The sequence below is a fragment of the Streptomyces sp. NPDC048650 genome (assembly GCF_043199095.1).
Taxonomy (GTDB): Bacteria; Actinomycetota; Actinomycetes; order Streptomycetales; family Streptomycetaceae; genus Streptomyces.
This window is the reverse complement of the sequence record NZ_JBICVM010000003.1, coordinates 621,263-638,308: the sequence shown is the minus strand read 5'-3', so window position 1 is coordinate 638,308 and position 17,046 is coordinate 621,263. Positions and strand designations below refer to the sequence as shown.

At 69.3% G+C, this 17,046-nt stretch carries 13 protein-coding genes and 1 pseudogene; 3 read left to right on the top strand and 11 right to left on the bottom strand.

Translation table 11 applies throughout. The features are described 5' to 3' along the window. Positions 1-31 precede the first annotated feature (31 nt). Positions 32-688 (top strand): annotated as a pseudogene (locus ACGFML_RS12170) (DedA family protein); the annotation flags it as partial. Here ACGFML_RS12170 and ACGFML_RS12165 read toward each other — a convergent pair. Genes ACGFML_RS12165 through ACGFML_RS12155 form a run of 3 tightly spaced genes read right to left on the bottom strand, consistent with a single transcriptional unit; the run spans position 654 to position 5,224 of the window. Continuing rightward, a complete protein-coding gene (locus ACGFML_RS12165) occupies positions 654-1,475 on the bottom strand; it encodes an HAD family hydrolase (protein ID WP_393542638.1) in 822 nt (273 codons plus the stop codon). The pseudogene ACGFML_RS12170 and the gene ACGFML_RS12165 sit on opposite strands and share 35 nt — an antisense overlap. Next, the gene (locus tag ACGFML_RS12160; RefSeq protein ID WP_393542636.1) at positions 1,475-4,036 is read right to left on the bottom strand and encodes a phosphoribosyltransferase; all 2,562 of its coding nucleotides are present in this window, start codon (positions 4,034-4,036) and stop codon (positions 1,475-1,477) included. The genes ACGFML_RS12165 and ACGFML_RS12160 overlap by 1 nt, the downstream gene beginning before the upstream one ends. 15 nt (positions 4,037-4,051) lie before the next feature. Beyond that, positions 4,052-5,224 (bottom strand): HpcH/HpaI aldolase/citrate lyase family protein, encoded by a 1,173-nt coding sequence (locus ACGFML_RS12155; protein ID WP_393542634.1) that lies wholly within the window; start codon positions 5,222-5,224, stop codon positions 4,052-4,054. 217 nt (positions 5,225-5,441) lie between these two features. Here ACGFML_RS12155 and ACGFML_RS12150 point away from each other — a divergent pair, with 217 nt between their 5' ends. After that, positions 5,442-6,518, top strand: a complete 1,077-nt coding sequence (locus ACGFML_RS12150; protein WP_393542633.1) for a TerD family protein — start codon at positions 5,442-5,444, stop codon at positions 6,516-6,518. Between the two features lie 40 nt (positions 6,519-6,558). Here the strand turns inward: ACGFML_RS12150 and ACGFML_RS12145 are convergent, their stop codons facing one another. The 6 genes from ACGFML_RS12145 to ACGFML_RS12120 form a co-directional block, all read right to left on the bottom strand. Then, positions 6,559-7,302 carry a Tellurium resistance gene (locus ACGFML_RS12145; RefSeq protein ID WP_393542631.1) on the bottom strand — a complete coding sequence of 248 codons (744 nt, stop codon included), beginning with the start codon at positions 7,300-7,302 and terminating at the stop codon, positions 6,559-6,561. A 99-nt stretch (positions 7,303-7,401) separates the two neighbouring features. After that, positions 7,402-8,532 (bottom strand): DUF475 domain-containing protein, encoded by a 1,131-nt coding sequence (locus tag ACGFML_RS12140; protein ID WP_393542629.1) that lies wholly within the window; start codon positions 8,530-8,532, stop codon positions 7,402-7,404. 52 nt (positions 8,533-8,584) lie between these two features. Next, positions 8,585-9,160 (bottom strand): TerD family protein, encoded by a 576-nt coding sequence (locus ACGFML_RS12135; protein WP_393542627.1) that lies wholly within the window; start codon positions 9,158-9,160, stop codon positions 8,585-8,587. 126 nt (positions 9,161-9,286) lie between these two features. Continuing rightward, positions 9,287-9,862, bottom strand: a complete 576-nt coding sequence (locus tag ACGFML_RS12130) for a TerD family protein (protein ID WP_030068391.1) — start codon at positions 9,860-9,862, stop codon at positions 9,287-9,289. Between the two features lie 179 nt (positions 9,863-10,041). Then, a complete protein-coding gene (locus ACGFML_RS12125; protein WP_393542626.1) occupies positions 10,042-10,500 on the bottom strand; it encodes a peroxiredoxin in 459 nt (152 codons plus the stop codon). 150 nt (positions 10,501-10,650) lie between these two features. After that, complete coding sequence (locus ACGFML_RS12120) at positions 10,651-11,091, bottom strand: DUF3052 domain-containing protein (protein ID WP_393542624.1); 441 nt, start codon at positions 11,089-11,091, stop codon at positions 10,651-10,653. Between the two features lie 515 nt (positions 11,092-11,606). Between ACGFML_RS12120 and aceE the strand changes: the two genes are divergently transcribed. After that, a complete protein-coding gene (gene aceE, locus ACGFML_RS12115) occupies positions 11,607-14,339 on the top strand; it encodes a pyruvate dehydrogenase (acetyl-transferring), homodimeric type (protein ID WP_393542623.1) in 2,733 nt (910 codons plus the stop codon). Positions 14,340-14,450: 111 nt separating this feature from the next. Here the strand turns inward: aceE and ACGFML_RS12110 are convergent, their stop codons facing one another. Then, complete coding sequence (locus tag ACGFML_RS12110; protein ID WP_393542621.1) at positions 14,451-14,867, bottom strand: peptidase inhibitor family I36 protein; 417 nt, start codon at positions 14,865-14,867, stop codon at positions 14,451-14,453. Positions 14,868-15,408: 541 nt separating this feature from the next. Next, positions 15,409-17,010, bottom strand: a complete 1,602-nt coding sequence (locus tag ACGFML_RS12105) for an MFS transporter (RefSeq protein WP_393542619.1) — start codon at positions 17,008-17,010, stop codon at positions 15,409-15,411. Positions 17,011-17,046: the final 36 nt, after the last annotated feature.

Genomic DNA, 17,046 nt, shown 5'->3' with positions numbered 1-17,046 from the left:
CCGCCGCGCGTGGATCCATAGCTTTGACGACATGATCGAGAGCATCGGAAACACCGCAGCCGGCTTCGGCAACACCGCACCCGGCTGGATCACGGACCTCATGGACGCGCTCGGCGCGCCCGGCGCGGGTCTGGCGATCGCCGCGGAGAATCTGTTCCCGCCGCTGCCGAGCGAGGTGATCCTGCCGCTGGCGGGCTTCGCGGCGAGCCGCGGCACCATGCAGCTGACCTCCGTCCTCGCGTGGACGACGCTCGGATCGGTGATCGGCGCCTTGGCGCTGTACGGCGTGGGCGCCCTGCTCGGCCGGAACCGTACGGTCGCGATCGCCGCGAAGCTGCCGCTGGTCAGGGAGCGCGACATCGAGAGGACGGAGCGCTGGTTCCAGCGGCACGGGACCAAGGCGGTGTTCTTCGGCCGGATGATTCCCCTCTTCCGGAGCCTGATCTCCATACCGGCGGGCATCGAGCGCATGCCGGTCCCGGTCTTTCTCGCCTTGACCACCCTCGGCAGCCTCATCTGGAACGCGGCATTCGTCCTCGCGGGCCACGCACTCGGGGAGAACTGGGAGGAGGTGACGGGCTATGTGGAGCTCTACGCGCAGGTGGTACTCGTGGGGGCGGCGCTGGCGGTGGCGGCTTTCGTTGCCGCACGCCTCAGCAGGCGCGGGCCGGGGATGCGGCGCCGCGGATGAAGGCCCGGACGATCTCCTCGCCCGCCGCGACACCTCGCTCGTCGAGCGCCGTGACGTGCGGGGCCTGCCACCCGGTCTCCGCCAACTCGCCGTGTCCCGGCCGCCATCCGCGGTCCGCCACGAGCAGCAGGTCGGCATCGAGCAGGGAGTCGCCTGCCGCGAGGATCTCGGACGCCCCGGCGCGCCGCGCCACCTCCTCGACCGCAGCGCTCTTGGTGAGCGGCTTCGGCACGGCGTAGATCTTGCGGCCTTGCAGCGACACGGTCCAGCCGCGTTCACCCGCCCAGCCCGCGAGGTCCTTCACCCAGGTGTCGGGCAGCATTGTCCGCTCGACGACGAGGTAGGCGAAGAGGTCCTCGGCGACGCGTTCCTTCAGCAGCCAGGACGGGTCGGCGGTGCGGACGAGATGCGCTCGGATGTCGCCGAGGGGCGCGCACTGCTCGGCGAGACGCGCCGCTACGGTGCGCTGCCAGTCCGGGTCCGACTCCCCCCGCACGAGAAGGTGACCGCCGTTGGCGCAGATCGCGAACTCCGGTGCTGGTCCCGGGAGATGGATTCGCCCGTACTGCTCGCGGGTGCGGGTGGTGGTCGGGACGAAGGTGGTGCCCGCGGCCAGTTCGGCGAGCAGTCCAGCCGCCGTCTCCGTCATATAGGAGAGCGGCTTGTGCTCGTAGGTCTCGACGCAGAGGAGGCGCGGGGCCTCGGCGTCGGGCATCGCGAGGTTCAGCGCGGCGGCCGAATAGATCAGGGTGCGGTCGAGGTCGCTGGCGACGATCGTGCTCATCAGGAGGCCACGGCCTTTCCGTCGGCACCCGTGGCCCCGCGGGTGAAGCGGGGGTGGATCAACCCGACACAGGTATAGGGCAGTTCGCCGACCTCTTCGACGGGCACGCCCCGTTGTTCGGCAAGGAGACGCACATGATCAAGGTCGGACCCGGCGCCCCGCTGGGCGAGGATCTTCCAGGGGACCCGGCGCAGCAGCACGCGCGTGGTCTCGCCGACACCGGGTTTGACGAGGTTGACGTCGTGGATGCCGTACTCCTCACTGATCCGCTCGACCGCCGCCCAGCCTTCCCAGGTGGGGGCCCGGTCGGTGGCCGCCAGCCGCTGCACATCGGCGGCGACGGCTTCGGTGACCTCGCCGAAGCGCGCACTGACCGCGTCGAGGAACGCGCCGGACAGGTCGGCATCGGCCAGTTCACGGTAGAACTTCGCGCCGTGGAAGTCGTCGGGGCCGACGAGGTCGTCGCGCAGGACGGTGCGCGATATGAGCCCGGAGACGGTGGAGTTGAGGCAGGCGGACGGGATCAGGAAGTCGTCTCGGGTGCCGTAGGTCTCGACGCAGCCGCCGGGGTCGGCGAGGACCGCGATGCGCGGGTCGAAGCCGGGGAAGTCCACAAGGGCCTGTGCGAGTTCGCGGGTGATGGCACCCTTCCCCGTCCAGCCGTCGACGAAGACGACGTCCGCCGGGTCGTGATGGGCGGCGAGCCACCGCAGTGCGGTGGTGTCGATCCCCCGGCCGCGCACGATGGAGACGGCGTAGTGCGGGAGGTCCAGGCCGTGGGCGTGCAGCGCCCACCGGCGCATCAGCACGCCGACGGGGGTGCCGGCCCGCGCCAGCGACACCAGTACGGGCCGTGCCCGAGGGGCCTCGGGGCGGGCCCTCTCGGCGAGCACGGTCTCGGTGACGGCCCCGACGGCGCGCGCGATCCGGGCCGCGGAGGTCTGCAACGCACTGTGGAACAGCGCCTGGTACTGCTCGCTCGGCTGGTATTCGACCGGCAGCGATTCGGCGTAGTGGGCCCCGCCCGCCTGAATCGCTTCCTCGCGTTCCTCGGTGGGCGCTTCCAGCGTGACGTCGGAGAGGTCCTGGAGCAGCCAGCCGACCTCGTCGGGAGCGTAGGAGGAAAAGGCGGGGCCGCGCAGCGGCTCGGGAAGAGACATCGGGCGGTTCTGTCCTTGCGGGGCTTGCGGGGCTTGCGGGGCTTGCGGGGCTTGCGGGGTCGGGCTCTCCTCCACGGCCCGGCCTGCCGGCCGCGGGGCGTAGGAGGGGATGACGGCGAGCAGCAGCCGGTCGGTGTGCTCTGCCAGGCGGACCAGCAGACCGTCGGCGGCGTGCAGCTCGGGGCCGTCGCCGTGCGAGTCGACCACGACGACGACGGCGTCGAAGCGGCGCGCCGGGTCGGTCCCGGCCGCGACGTTGTACGCGTACCGCTCCCCCGGCCCGTCGGCCGGCCGGTCGTGGGCCGGGAAGGACAGCCGGGTCCGTATCGCGTATCCGGGGTCGTCCACGGCCAGCACCGGGGATCGGGTGGTGGTCGAGAAATGGACAGCCGCACCCTCGGTCGGCGAAGCGGCAGTGGCGACGTGGGTGTCCAGGGCTTCGGCGATCCGCAGCGGCGCGTACATCAGCTCTTCGTTGCCGAGGACGAGAATGCGTCGGGCGCCGGGCAGCTGCTCTGCGAGGCGGGCGGCCATGCCCGGAAGAGCGGCCTCCAGCCGTTCGCGGTGCGCGGGTGTGAAGCCGTGCCGACCGCCGTCCGGCAGACCGGCGGGCCAGTCGAGAGCGACCCGTACGACGTCCTTCCGTGGGCTGCCGGCCGGCGCCGGGGCGGCGGCCTCGTGCTCGGCGACGAGCTCCGCTCCTCGCTCCAGGACGTCCGCGGGGAGGCGTACGCCGCCCGCGGCCAGGGATATGAGGTCGACGCGGGCGCCCAACTCCGCCGCGAACTTCTCCAGGTGACTGCGGTCCGCATCCGAGCGCATGTCCACCAGGGCGACGACCACGTAGCGCTCCCGGGGGAAACGCGAGTGCAGCGCCCTGATGGTGTTGAGGACGGTCCTCCCGGTGGAGAACTCGTCGTCGACCAGCACCAACGGACCGTCCCCGGCCAACAGGTCGCCGTCCTCCGGGAGCAGCAGGTGGGAGGTGGCGTGGCTGTGCTCCTCCTCGAAGCCGCCCACCTGCTCGACGCCGTTCACCGGCCGCCGGGTGGAGTGCAGATAGGGCGCGAGCGCCAGCCCGTCGGCCACCGAGTGACCCAGGCCCGTGGCGGTCTCGGCGTAGCCCAGCACGACCGAGCGGGCGGCGGCTTCGTCCCCCAGCAGCAGCCGTACCCGGCGTCCCAGTCCGAGGCCGGCTTCGTGGATCACGCCGGGCCGCTGCGGTACGTGCTTGCCGAGCACGTTCGACACAAGCAGATGGGCCCGCTTGGGGTTGCGGCGCAGCGCGAGACCCAGCAGCTCCGGCAGCTCGTCCGCGCCGCTCAGCGAGATGCCCAGCCGGCCGGCCACCCACTCTCCTGTCCAGACCACGTGTTCCGTCTCCACCATCGTCTCGTCCATGTCTTTCACCGGATTTCAGGTCTGCGGGAGGCTTGCGGTCAGCAGTTCCACGAACCCGATGCCCTCCCGGGCGACGCCGAATGCCTCGGCGCGCAGCAGGGTGCGCTCCGCCCAGGCGCGGTGCGGCTTCACCTCGTTCATCTTGTTCGTGTAGGCCGAGCGCAGGACCCCGCCGTCGCCACGCTCCGGCCGCAGGATGTCCGCCGCGTCGCTGAACTCCTCGTGGCTGACGACCGAGAGGGCGTGCACCGGCGCGACATGCGAGGGATGAATGCACGTCTTGCCCTGGAGGCCGTTGGCGCGGTCCAGTTCGATCTCGCGCAGCAGGCCGTCCATGTCGTGCTCGATCAGTGCCGTGCGCAGCTCCTCGGCCCGGCCGAGGAACGGGCTGCGGCGCAACTGCGGCTTGAACATCCGCTCCTGCAGCCGGAAGTACTCCCACACCGGTCCGGTGACGGTGAAGCCGGTGCCGTCCGCCCGGCCGAGGACGTTCACCACGTCGGCGATGACGGAGGCCACGATATGGACGTCATAAGCGGTCATGTCGGGGGCTCTGCGCAGTCCGTAGGCGGAGCAGAAGTCCGTGACGCCGAGGCGCAGGGCGAGCACCCGGTCCCGGTAGGTGTCGACGACCTCGGCGATGCCCCCGAGGGTCTCGGCGCGGCTCTCCAGATACAGCAGCTGCGGGGATTCGAGCACCGGCATGGCGAACAGCCGCCGCCCACAGGCCGACTCGGCCTCGGTCAGCGCCTCCAGGAAGGTGACTCCGCGCTCCGCGGTGAACTTCGGCACGACGAATCCGGACAGCCGACGCGCCGTGGGCCCCAGGCGGTGCACCAGATCCGGTATCTGGCCGGGTGCCCGGACGCGGATGAAGAGCAGCGGCAGGTCCGTGCCCGCGGCGGCCGCCTCGTCCAGCACAGTGAACTGCCGCACGAGGTTCTCCTCGCCGGCCGCAACGTCACCGTCCCCTATGGAGTCCTCGAGGCACAGCACCATGGACGTCACGCCCCGGCCGGCCTGCTTGAGGACATCAGCGGCGAGCCGCGGGCGGGTGGCGGGGCTGTAGAGCGTGGCGCCCAGGGCGGTCGCGAGCGTACGGGCCGGGGAATCGGCAGTGAACTCAGCCGGCTCCTTGTGGAACAGCGTCTTCCGGATGTCGGGCGCAAGGTGCCCAAAATGCCGCATACAACTCCCCGTCTACTGGCGGGACCCGGCGCCCCCGCTGTGTCTCGCTGTCTGGATCCAGCCGGTAATCGTACGTGCGTGGGGGTCCCGTTAGTTCCCGCGTGCGTGAAAATCTCGTATCCCACAGACGGCGTCCAGGTGTCCGCGGCGGCGACGCAACCACGCGCGACAGGCCCCCGCGTTGTCCCTGCGACCTCCGGGAAGGCAGGATTGCGGCATGACGCACGCGATGCTGAAAGGGTCGAACGTACCCCTCGATGCCATGGCTGTCCGGGCCGTCCTGTGCTGGACGCCCGGCGCAGGTGCCCCCGACGTCGACGCCTCGGCCCTGTTGGTGGGACCCGACGGACGCGTGCGCTCCGACGCGGACTTCGTCTTCTACAACCAGCCACGGCATCCCAGCGGCCTGGTAAGGCATCAGGCCAAGACCCGCCTCGCCGACACGGTGACCGACACCATCGAGGCGGATCTGGCCACGTTGGACTCGTCCGTGGACCGGGTGGTGCTGACCGCGTCGTCGGACGGCGGAGCGTTCGGGCTCGTAGCGGACCTGCGGGTGCTGCTGTACGACGCGGCGACCGCCGAGGGCGATCCGATCGCGGTCTTCGACGTGGTGCCCGAGACGGGCGACGAGACGGCGCTGATCTGCGGAGAGCTCTACCGACGCGGCGAGAGCTGGAAGTTCCGCGCGCTGGGGCAGGGGTACGAGAGCGGCCTGGTGGGTCTGACGGCGGAGTTCGGTATTTCGGTGGAGGAGAACGACACCCCTGCCGCCGGACGAACCGCGGCACCCGCTGCGGAAGCTCCGGTACCGGCGCCGCCCACTTCGGACTCTCCGGCCGGCACCGAAGCGGCCGCGGCACCCAGCGCTCCCGGCCCGTCGGCACCGGTCTCCCCGCCCCCCAGCGCCTGGCCCGAGGAGGCGGCCGCCCCGGCCGCTGCACCGGACCCCGATGCCGTCACCCAGCACATGCCGGATGCAGTGCCGGAGCCGCACGCCGGGGCCCCGCTGCCGTCGGCCGCCGCGGCGCCCCCACCGCAGCCCACCGGCGGTTACGGCTACCCCCAGAACGTCCCGCCGCCGCCCAGCCAGCCCCCGGCCCAGCCGTCGTACGGTTACCCCGGCCCGCCGCCTCAGCAGCCGTACCCACCACAGCAGCCGCCCACGTACGGCTTCCCGCAGCAGCCCCAGCAGCCCGCGCCGGCGTACGGCTATCCCACGCAGCAGCAGCCGTTCGTGCCCGACCCGTCGTTCGCCCTGCCACCGCAGGGACCGCAGTTCCAGCGCCGGTAGCTGAGCCCCCCACAGCGCCGGCCATGCGCCGCGGGCGGTCTCAGACCTTCGACTTGTATCCGCGCCCCCACTGCAGCCCCCAGCCGTACAACCGGTCGAGCTCCGCCTGGAAGCCGTAGACATACTTGACCTCGCGGCGCACCGTCAGCTCGCCCTTGGTGTTCTCGAGCGTGAAGATGGCGCAGGATCGGGCCTGCGGCGCCCGCTCGTCGAGCCTGATCTCCATCCGTGGCCCGGTGCTCGGGTAGAGCGTGACGACGGCGTGGGTGCGGTCGAAGGCGGGCGTCCCGTCGTAGATGTAGACGAAGATCAGCAGCCGCTTGATCTCGTCGCGGTGATCCATGTTGATGTACAGCGTCTCTCCGGACGGCGAGCCGAACCGGTCGTCGCCGCTGAGCTGTACGTACGGCGGGGCGTTCAGTTCGCCCAGGAAGTTTCCGAGGGGCTGCACCACGCCCTTGGTGCCGTCCTTGAGCTCATACATGCAGGCCAGGTCCAGGTCGATCTTGACCACGGCCGGCCCCTGAGCCTGAACGATCTCGGGCTTGAACAGCCGGCCCGGATGCCGCAGCAGATTGCCCTTGCGCTGCGTACTCCGCTCGCCGAGGTCCGATGTCCGCATCTGCCAGTGCAGGTTGACCCGCAGATGCCCGCTGGCCGCCCCCTGCTTGCTCAGCGAGACGACCGGATTCCGCTTCGTCAGTTCGACGACGTAGGACGCTCCGCCGCTGTCGAACTCGTACTTCGGCGCCCCACCACGCCACCAGTTCCCCAGGAACGACACCTTGCCCACCCCATTGCTCGAACCCGATGACCACGGGGCGGCCCCGAGGTCCGTACCCCATGGCCGCCCCGCAGAGAGCGTTCCTCAATCAGTGCCGCGTCACACTCCGGACGAGACTTCCGGCTTGGCCCCGGCTCCCTCGCCCGGCTTGCCCTCGCGCTTGTTGCGCACCAGGGACGAGGCGAAGGAGAGGCCGATCAGCGCGATGCCCACCAGGCCGGTGACGACCTCGGGGATCTCGTACTTGATCGTCATGAGCAGGATGATCGCGAGCGCGCCGATCGCGTAGTGCGCGCCGTGCTCGAGGTAGACGTAGTCGTCCAGGGTCCCCTTGCGGACGAGGAAGACCGTCAGTGAACGGATGTACATCGCGCCGATGCCCAGACCCAGCGCCATCATGAAGATGTCGTTGGTGATGGCGAAGGCGCCGATGACGCCGTCGAAGGAGAAGGACGCGTCGATGACCTCGAGGTAGAGGAACATGAAGAACGCGGCCTTGCCGGCCAGGCCCACGGCCGCGCCGGTCCCCTTCTTCGCGGGCTCCGCGGCGGCCTCGCCCTCCTCGCCGTCCTCGTCGTCGTCGAGCTTGTCCTCGAAGTAGCCGGAGATGCCGCCGACGACGAGATACGTGATCAGGCCCGCGACGCCGGACAGCAGGACCGTGGCGCTCTTGTCACCGGCGCCGTGCGCGGCGTCGGTGGCCACCGTCATCGAGGTCACCAGCAGGACAACCAGCGCGATGATGACCGACAGCATGTCGAGCTTGCCCATCTTGGCCATGGGCTTCTCGATCCAGGACAACCACTTGTAGTCGCGCTCCTCGAAGATGAAGTCGAGGAAGATCATCAGCAGGAAGATTCCGCCGAAGGCCGCGATGGCCGGGTGCGCGCTGGTGACCAGTTCCTGGTATTGCGCCTTGTCGTTGATGGCGAGGTTGACCGCCTCGATCGGTCCCAACTTCGCGGTGATCGCGACAATGACGACCGGGAACACCAGCCGCATACCGAACACCGCGATGAGGATGCCGAAGGTGAGGAAGATCTTCTGCCAGAAGGCGTTCATCTTGCGCAGGATGCCTGCGTTGATGACGGCATTGTCGAAGGAGAGCGAAATCTCCAGGATGGACAGGATCCCGACGATCGCGAGCCCCTGCCACCCCCAGAGACTGCCCGCCAAGGCCAGGCCGAGCACCGTGATGGCGAACGACCAGCCGAAGGTTTTCAGGAGCACTGCCTACCCAATCCCTCGCTGTATGGGGCCCCCGCGCGCAGTGCGCGGCGCTTTACGAAACGTTGACCCCGAAGTCTAGAGCGATGCCTCGCAGGCCCGACGCGTACCCCTGGCCCACCGCCCTGAACTTCCATTCGCCGTTGTATCGGTACACCTCGCCGAAGATCATCGCGGTTTCGCCGGCGGCGTCCTCGCTGAGGTCGTAGCGGGCGAGTTCGGTGCCGTCCGCCTGATTGACCACGCGGATGAAAGCATTGCTGACCTGGCCAAAGCTCTGACCGCGCGCATCGGCGTCATGAATGGAGACCGGGAAAACGATCTTGTCGACCTGCTCCGGAACCTCCGGGAGGTTCACCAGGATCGACTCGTCGTCGCCCTCCCCCTCTCCGGTGAGGTTGTCACCGGTGTGCTCGACGGAGCCCTCGGGGCTCTTGAGGTTGTTGTAGAAGACGAAGTACTCGTCCCCCAGCACCCGCCCCGACTGGCACAGCAGCGCGCTGGCGTCGAGGTCGAACGCCGCTCCGGTGGTGGAGCGTGCGTCCCAGCCGAGACCGACCATGATCTGCGAAAGGTTCGGCGCGGCCTTGGACAGGGAGACGTTGCCCCCCTTGGCGAGCGTGACGCCCATAGTGTTCGCTTCCTCCCCGATGTCGGTGCGGACCGTGCTCGGGGCCGGCCCGCCTCCCTTTGAGCGCGTTCGGCGCCGCACTCCCCGGGCGGGGCGTACGGCGCCGGACGCGGTGAATCCGTCGGCTCAGACGTTGACGCCGAAGTCCTGAGCGATACCGCGCAGGCCCGAGGCGTAGCCCTGACCGATGGCCCGGAACTTCCACTCCGCGCCGTTGCGGTACAGCTCACCGAAGACCATGGCGGTCTCGGTCGAGGCGTCCTCGCTCAGGTCGTAGCGCGCCAGCTCGTTGCCGTCGGCCTGGTTGACGACGCGGATGTAGGCGTTGCGGACCTGGCCGAAGCTCTGCTGGCGGGTCTCGGCGTCGTAGATGGACACCGGGAACACGATCTTGTGCACATCGGCCGGCACCCCGGCGAGGTTCACCTTGATCGCCTCGTCGTCGCCCTCGCCCTCACCGGTGGTGTTGTCACCGGTGTGCTCGACCGAACCGTCCGGGCTCTTCAAGTTGTTGAAGAACACGAAGTTCTGGTCGTTGCCGACCTTGCCCTGGTCGTTCGTCAGCAGCGCGCTGGCGTCCAGGTCGAAGTCCGTACCGGTGGTGGTACGCGCATCCCAGCCCAGACCGACGAGGACGGCGGTCAGATTGGGGGCTTCCTTCGTCAGCGAGACGTTGCCGCCCTTGCTGAGGCTGACTCCCACGAGTCCTCCCATAGATTCGAGGGGTACGTAAAGTTTTGCGCCCCCATCGTGCATGGCATCGGATCAACGAATTGATCCTAGTGACCGGTTCCCACCGATTACAGGTATCCACCCGGATGCACACGGATGCCGGTCCGGCGGAAGCCTTCGGGCCTCCGCCGGGGCGAGCCGGAGGCGACTCAGAGGGTGTCGAGCGCCTTGACGTAGTCGTTCAGGTCACGGGCGTCGGGCAGGCCGTTGACGACCGTCCAGCGCACCACGCCCTCCTTGTCGATGATGAAGGTGCCACGCACCGCGCAGCCCTTCTCCTCGTCGAAGACGCCGTACGCCCGCGAGGCCTCACCGTGCGGCCAGAAGTCGGACAGCAGCGGGTACTCCAGGCCCTCCTGCTCGGCGAAGACGCGCAGCGAGAACGGGGAGTCGTTGGAGACGGCCAGCAGCTGGACGTCGTCGTTGGCGAACTTCGGGAGTTCGTCGCGGAGCGCGCACAGCTCGCCGGTGCACACACCGGTGAAGGCGAAGGGGTAGAAGAGGAGGACGACGGCCTTCTCGCCGCGGAAGTCGGAGAGCTTGACCAGCTCGCCGTGCTGGTTCTTCAGCTCGAAATCCGGAGCCTTCGTGCCGACCTCGATCGCCATGGGGTTGCTTCCCTTCCGCTCACGCACAACAGGACACGGGCAACCCTACGCGCCGTACCGAACGCCCCGAAAACCGCTCCTGAACAGCACCGAGCCCCCTCCGGAAGGAAACCGGAGGGGGCTCGGTGGGGAACGGCTGAACGGTGGTGCTCAGCGCTTGCCGGACTTCGCCGACTTGGGCGTGACCAGGCGGCTGCCCGCCCAGTCCTTGCCCGCGTTGATGCTCTTCGTCTGGGACAGACCCGCGGTCTGCGCGGCCTCATTGATGTCGCTGGGCTCGACGTAGCCGTCGCGGCCGGTCTTGGGGGTCAGCAGCCAGATCATGCCGCCCTCATCGATCAGCCCGATGGCGTCCACCAGCGCGTCCGTGAGGTCGCCGTCGTCGTCACGGAACCAGAGCAGGACGACGTCGGCTACGTCGTCATAGTCCTCGTCGACGATGTCCTGGCCAGTCACGGCCTCAATGCCTTCTCGGAGCTCCTGCTCGACGTCGTCGTCGAAGCCGATCTCCTGGACCACCTGTCCGGGCTCGAACCCCAGCCTGGCGGCAGGGTTGGTCCGCTCCTCCGCGTGGTCCGCGGTCGCGCTCACGGATTGCCTCCTGTCATGTTTCGGAAAATGCATTTGGACCCCGCGCGTGCGCGGAGCATTGGGCGTAGTCCACACGGGCCGGGCGGATCGCGCAAGTACCCGGCGGCCGAGACCGCCGAAACGGTGACGATTGGACGCGTCTCGCCGCAACCACGACCCCTCTGGGACAGCCTGAAGTGATTCACACCACAGCGTTCTGCCGGGTATATCGGGTACTCGCGCGTGACTGGTCCCTTCGGGGGGCGAGACGCGCGCGGGATGCGGATTCGGGGGCCGTACGGCCGTACGCGAAGCACTTTCGACATGGGCGTATGGTTGCGATTTGGCCGACCCGAGAATCGGTCTTTCCGCGCCCATCTCTCAGCGGGTGGTTACCCGACAGTAGAGATGACGTATCCCAGTGACTCGGTACACGATGGAAGACGGCGCGACACAAGGCAGAGACAGCATTCGTCCGCGTGCGCAGCATCAATAGCGTGCAGAGCACGACACGAACCGAACACCGAAGGAACAGCGTGGCTTCCGGATCCGATCGAAACCCGATCATCATTGGCGGCCTTCCCAGCCAGGTCCCGGACTTCGATCCAGAAGAGACCCAGGAATGGCTCGACTCGCTCGACGCAGCCGTCGATGAGCGAGGCCGGGAACGTGCTCGCTACCTCATGCTGCGGCTCATCGAGCGGGCCCGCGAGAAGCGCGTGGCCGTGCCCGAGATGCGCAGCACGGACTACGTCAACACCATCGCGACCAAGGACGAGCCGTTCTTCCCGGGCAACGAGGAGATCGAGCGCAAGGTCCTGAACGCGACCCGGTGGAACGCGGCCGTCATGGTCTCGCGCGCCCAGCGCCCGGGGATCGGCGTCGGCGGCCACATCGCCACGTTCGCCTCCTCCGCCTCCCTCTACGACGTGGGCTTCAACCACTTCTTCCGGGGCAAGGACGACGGCAAGGGCGGCGACCAGATCTTCTTCCAGGGCCACGCCTCCCCCGGTGTGTACGCCCGCGCCTACCTTCTGGACCGGCTCAGCGAGGGGCAGCTCGACGCCTTCCGCCAGGAGAAGTCCAAGGCGCCCAACGGCCTGTCCAGCTACCCGCACCCGCGGCTGATGCCGGACTTCTGGGAGTTCCCGACCGTCTCGATGGGCCTCGGCCCGCTCGGCGCGATCTACCAGGCCCGGATGAACCGCTACATGCAGGCGCGCGGCATCGCCGACACCTCGGACTCGCATGTGTGGGCCTACCTCGGCGACGGCGAGATGGACGAGCCCGAGTCGCTCGGCCAGCTGTCCATCGCCGCCCGTGAGGGCCTGGACAACCTGACCTTCGTCGTCAACTGCAACCTGCAGCGCCTGGACGGCCCGGTCCGCGGCAACGGCAAGATCATGCAGGAGCTGGAGTCGCAGTTCCGCGGCGCCGGCTGGAACGTCATCAAGCTCGTGTGGGACCGCAGCTGGGACCCGCTGCTCGCGCAGGACCGCGACGGCATTCTGGTCAACAAGCTCAACAGCACGCCGGACGGTCAGTTCCAGACCTACGCCACCGAGACCGGCGCGTACATCCGCGACCACTTCTTCGGCGACGACCAGCGGCTGCGCGCGATGGTCGAGAACATGACCGACGACCAGATCCTGCACCTGGGCCGCGGCGGTCACGACCACAAGAAGATCTACGCGGCGTACGCGGCGGCCAAGGCGCACAAGGGCCAGCCGACGGTGATCCTCGCGCAGACCGTCAAGGGCTGGACCCTCGGTCCGAACTTCGAGGGCCGCAACGCGACCCACCAGATGAAGAAACTGACGGTCGACGACCTCAAGGGCTTCCGCGACCGGCTGCACCTGCCGATCCCGGACAAGGACCTGGAGGACGGCGCGCCGCCGTACTACCACCCGGGCCCGAAGTCCGAAGAGATCCAGTACATGCACGACCGCCGCAGCTCGCTGGGCGGTTATGTCCCCTCCCGGATCGTGCGGGCCAAGCCGCTGCCGCTGCCCGACGACAAGGCGTACGCCGGCGCCAAGAAGGGCTCGGGGCAGCAGAAGATCGCCACGACCATGGCGTTCGTGCGGGTCCTGAAGGACCTCATGCGGGACAAGGAGATCGGCAAGCGCTTCGTGCCGATCGCGCCCGACGAGTACCGCACCTTCGGTATGGACGCGTTCTTCCCGTCGGCCAAGATCTACAACCCGCTGGGCCAGCAGTACGAGTCCGTGGACCGCGAACTGCTCTTGGCCTACAAGGAGTCGCCGACCGGTCAGATGCTGCACGACGGCATCACGGAGGCGGGCTGCACCGCCTCGCTGATCGCGGCGGGTTCGGCCTACGCCACGCACGGTGAGCCGCTGATCCCGGTCTACGTCTTCTACTCGATGTTCGGGTTCCAGCGGACCGGTGACCAGTTCTGGCAGATGGCCGACCAGCTCGCGCGCGGCTTCGTGCTCGGCGCGACGGCCGGCCGTACGACACTGACCGGCGAGGGCCTCCAGCACGCCGACGGCCACTCCCAGCTGCTGGCGTCGACCAACCCGGCCTGCGTCTCCTACGACCCGGCCTACGGCTACGAGATCGCGCACATCGTCAAGGACGGTCTGCGCAGGATGTACGGCGAGAACTCCGAGGACATCTTCTACTACCTCACCGTCTACAACGAGCCGATCCAGCACCCGGCGGAGCCGGCCGACGCCGACGTCGACGGCATCCTGAAGGGTCTGCACCGCGTCGCCGCGGGCGAGAAGGGCCAGCATGCGGCCCAGATCCTCGCGTCGGGTGTCGCGGTGCCGTGGGCGATCGAGGCCCAGCGGATCCTCGCGGACGAGTGGAACGTCAAGGCGGACGTGTGGTCGGCGACCTCCTGGAACGAGCTGCGCCGTGAGGCTGTCGAGGTCGAGGAGCACAACCTGCTGCACCCGGAGGAGGAGCAGCGCGTCCCGTACGTGACGCAGAAGCTTCAGGGTGCCGAGGGCCCGAAGGTGGCGGTCTCGGACTGGATGCGGTCCGTCCCCGACCAGATCGCGCGCTGGGTCCCGGGCACGTACCAGTCGCTGGGTGCCGACGGATTCGGCTTCGCGGACACCCGTGGCGCGGCACGTCGCTTCTTCCACATCGACACGGAGTCGATCGTGCTGGGCGTGCTCACCGAGCTCGCCCGGGAGGGCAAGGTCGACCGCTCGCTGCTGAAGCAGGCGATCGACCGCTACCAGCTCCTGGACGTCACGGCTGCCGAGGCGGGCGAGGCCGGCGGCGACGCCTGACCCACCCGCGCGGCCCGTGGCCGCCTCTTCCGCCGCGCCCCCGGCCAGCGTTCGTCGCCGGCCGGGGGCGCGGCGCTGTACGCCCCGGTGGTGTGGGCCGTGACCCGGCGTTCAGCGCTCCCAGACCTTGAACGCCCTTACCTGGTACGGCGATCGGGGCACCCAGCTGCCGCCACCCGGGTAGGTGTCGAACTCGCCGGTCTCCGCGCATTCCGCGCTCTGGTACGTGGTGACCGGCCGGCCGGTGCGATTGGCGAACGACAGCGCACCGTCCCCCTGGGGCAGCGCGACACAGCTTTCGATGTCGGTGTCGGACAGTTCATGGGTCTGGCGCTTGCCGGCGAAGTCCGCCGCGGGCCACAGACACAGCTGGCCGGCCGCGCAGTCACCCGAGGCGGCAGCGGTGCGGCCGCCCGGTGCCGCGTGCGCGGCCGGGGTGCCCAGGGCGGACGGGGTGAGGAGCGCCGCGGCCAGAGCGGCGAGACCGGTGAGAAGCGTGGTGGTGTGGAACATGCGCGGACGCAGCATGGGAATTCCCCCGTGAAGGTAAGGCCGTACGGCGATGACGTCCTGCCGCGGGCCGGGCCCGCGGCGGGTTCTTCATCGAGCTTCACGAGTGCGCGGCGCGGCTGCCAAGGCCCTGCCGGTGAGTCCATCCGGATCGGGGATGTGGACGGCCGGCGGGCGGCGGGAGCGGTCCGGCGGCCTCGGTGTTGACGGGCGCCCCGGTGGCCGGGCGGGCGGCAGAACCGCTTCTTCATGGGCGGGACGGCGGATCGCGGTGCGGGCTGCGCCGTCCCGCCCCGGTGGTGCCCCCGCCGGTTCCCCCGGCCGCCTCATCCGGATGAGCGATTCGGCGGTGGACGCGGTGGCCAGATGGCCCTTGGCCGGGGAGGCGGGGGCCGTGCGATGGTCCGCGGGCGCCGGTTGACGCGTCGGATGCCCTCCGCTCCCCCTCGACCCCGTACCGGGTGCCGTGCGCGCCCCCTCAACAACGGCGCGCGGCGGGCCGAGGAGATACCTCGACCCGCCGCGCGCGGGTGCTGCCGGGTGCCGGTGGGCGGCGGGGTCAGATGTGACCGACGCCCGCGCCCGCCTCCGCGTTCGCACCCCGCTTGGTCAGGGTGGCGACGACCGCCGCGACGATGGCCACGCCGCAGGCGACCGTGAAGGCCAGGCCCATGCCGGAGACGAAGGTGTCGTGGGCGACGGAGGTGATCTTCTCCGCGAAATGCGGCGGGGTGTGCTGCGGCACCGGCGCGATGCCGGCGGAGACGGCGTCGGACAACTGGGACGCCTGCGCGGGCGGGACCGGCGGGAGGCCGGCCGCGTGCCAGTTGCCCGGGAGGTCGTTGTCGACGCGGGCTGCCATCACGGCGCCGAGTACGGCCGTTCCGAGGCTGCCGCCGACCTGCATCGCGGCCTGCTGCAGACCGCCGGCGACGCCGGACAGCTCCAGCGGGGCGTTGCCGACGATGACCTCGGTGGCGCCGACCATGACGGGCGCGAGGCCCAGGCCGAGCAGCGCGAACCAGACGGACATCGGGCCGGTGCCGGTGGTGGTGTCCAGGCTGGACATGCCGTACATGGCCACCGCGGTGAGGACCATGCCGCCCACCAGCGGGATCCGGGGGCCGAACTTGGTGATCAGTGCGCCCGCGAGCGGCGAGCCGACGATCATCATGCCGGTGAGCGGCAGAAGGTGCAGTCCACTGTCGACGGGACTCATGCCGTGCACGTTCTGGAGGTAGAACGTCACGAAGAACAGGCCGCCCATGAAGGCGAAGGCCATCAGGACCATCAGGATCGTGCCGGCGGTCAGCGGCACCGAGCGGAACATCCGCAGCGGGATGAGCGGCTCGCGCACCCGGGTCTCCAGGACGGCGAAGAGTGCGAACAGCACCACCGAGCCGATCAGGAAGCCCAGGGTCCTGGTGTCGCCCCAACCCCAGTCCGAGGCCTTGATCAGCGGCCAGATGAGGCAGAACATCGCGCCGGAGAGCAGGACGATGCCGGGGATGTCGAAGGAACGGGGGGCGTTCACGGCGCGGTGGTCCTTGAGGATCACCAGACCCAGGACGAGCGCCAGGATGCCGACCGGGACGTTGATGAAGAACACCGACTGCCAGTTGACGTGCTCGACCAGCAGGCCGCCGACGATCGGTCCGCCGGCCGTGGAGGCACCGATGACCATGCCCCAGATGCCGATGGCCATGTTGAGCTTCTCTGCCGGGAAGGTCGCGCGCAGCAGTCCGAGCGCGGCGGGCATCAGCAGCGCGCCGAACAGGCCCTGCAGGACGCGGAAGACGATGACCAGCGTGACCTCGCTGGAGAAGCCGATCGCACCGGACGCGGCGGCGAAGCCGACGATGCCGATGAGGAACGTCTGGCGGTGGCCGAAGCGATCGCCGAGCTTGCCCGCCGTGATCAGCGCGACCGCGAGGGCGAGCATGTAGCCGTTGGTTATCCACTGCACGTCGGCGAGCGACGCGCCCAGGTCCCGCTTGATGGCCGGGTTGGCGATGGCGACGATGGTGCCGTCCAGGGCCACCATCATGACGCCGATGGCCACGGAGAAGAGGGTCAGCCACGGATGGCCTCGCAGCCCCTTGGGGGGCTCCGGTACGGGAAGTTCCGGCGCGGCGTCGGCAACCGGGGTCTGAGAACTCATACAAGGAGACTAATGTCAGCCACTGACAGTTGACAA

Excerpts from the sequence above, each read along its gene's own strand:
- ACGFML_RS12155 (WP_393542634.1), bottom strand. The coding sequence starts at position 5,224 with ATGCGGCATTTTGGGCACCTTGCGCCCGACATCCGGAAGACGCTGTTC.
- ACGFML_RS12165 (WP_393542638.1), bottom strand. The coding sequence starts at position 1,475 with ATGAGCACGATCGTCGCCAGCGACCTCGACCGCACCCTGATCTATTCG.
- ACGFML_RS12150 (WP_393542633.1), top strand. The coding sequence starts at position 5,442 with ATGACGCACGCGATGCTGAAAGGGTCGAACGTACCCCTCGATGCCATG.
- ACGFML_RS12160 (WP_393542636.1), bottom strand. The coding sequence starts at position 4,036 with ATGGACGAGACGATGGTGGAGACGGAACACGTGGTCTGGACAGGAGAG.
- ACGFML_RS12110 (WP_393542621.1), bottom strand. The coding sequence starts at position 14,867 with ATGCTGCGTCCGCGCATGTTCCACACCACCACGCTTCTCACCGGTCTC.
- ACGFML_RS12135 (WP_393542627.1), bottom strand. The coding sequence starts at position 9,160 with ATGGGCGTCACGCTCGCCAAGGGGGGCAACGTCTCCCTGTCCAAGGCC.
- ACGFML_RS12125 (WP_393542626.1), bottom strand. The coding sequence starts at position 10,500 with ATGGCGATCGAGGTCGGCACGAAGGCTCCGGATTTCGAGCTGAAGAAC.
- ACGFML_RS12105 (WP_393542619.1), bottom strand. The coding sequence starts at position 17,010 with ATGAGTTCTCAGACCCCGGTTGCCGACGCCGCGCCGGAACTTCCCGTA.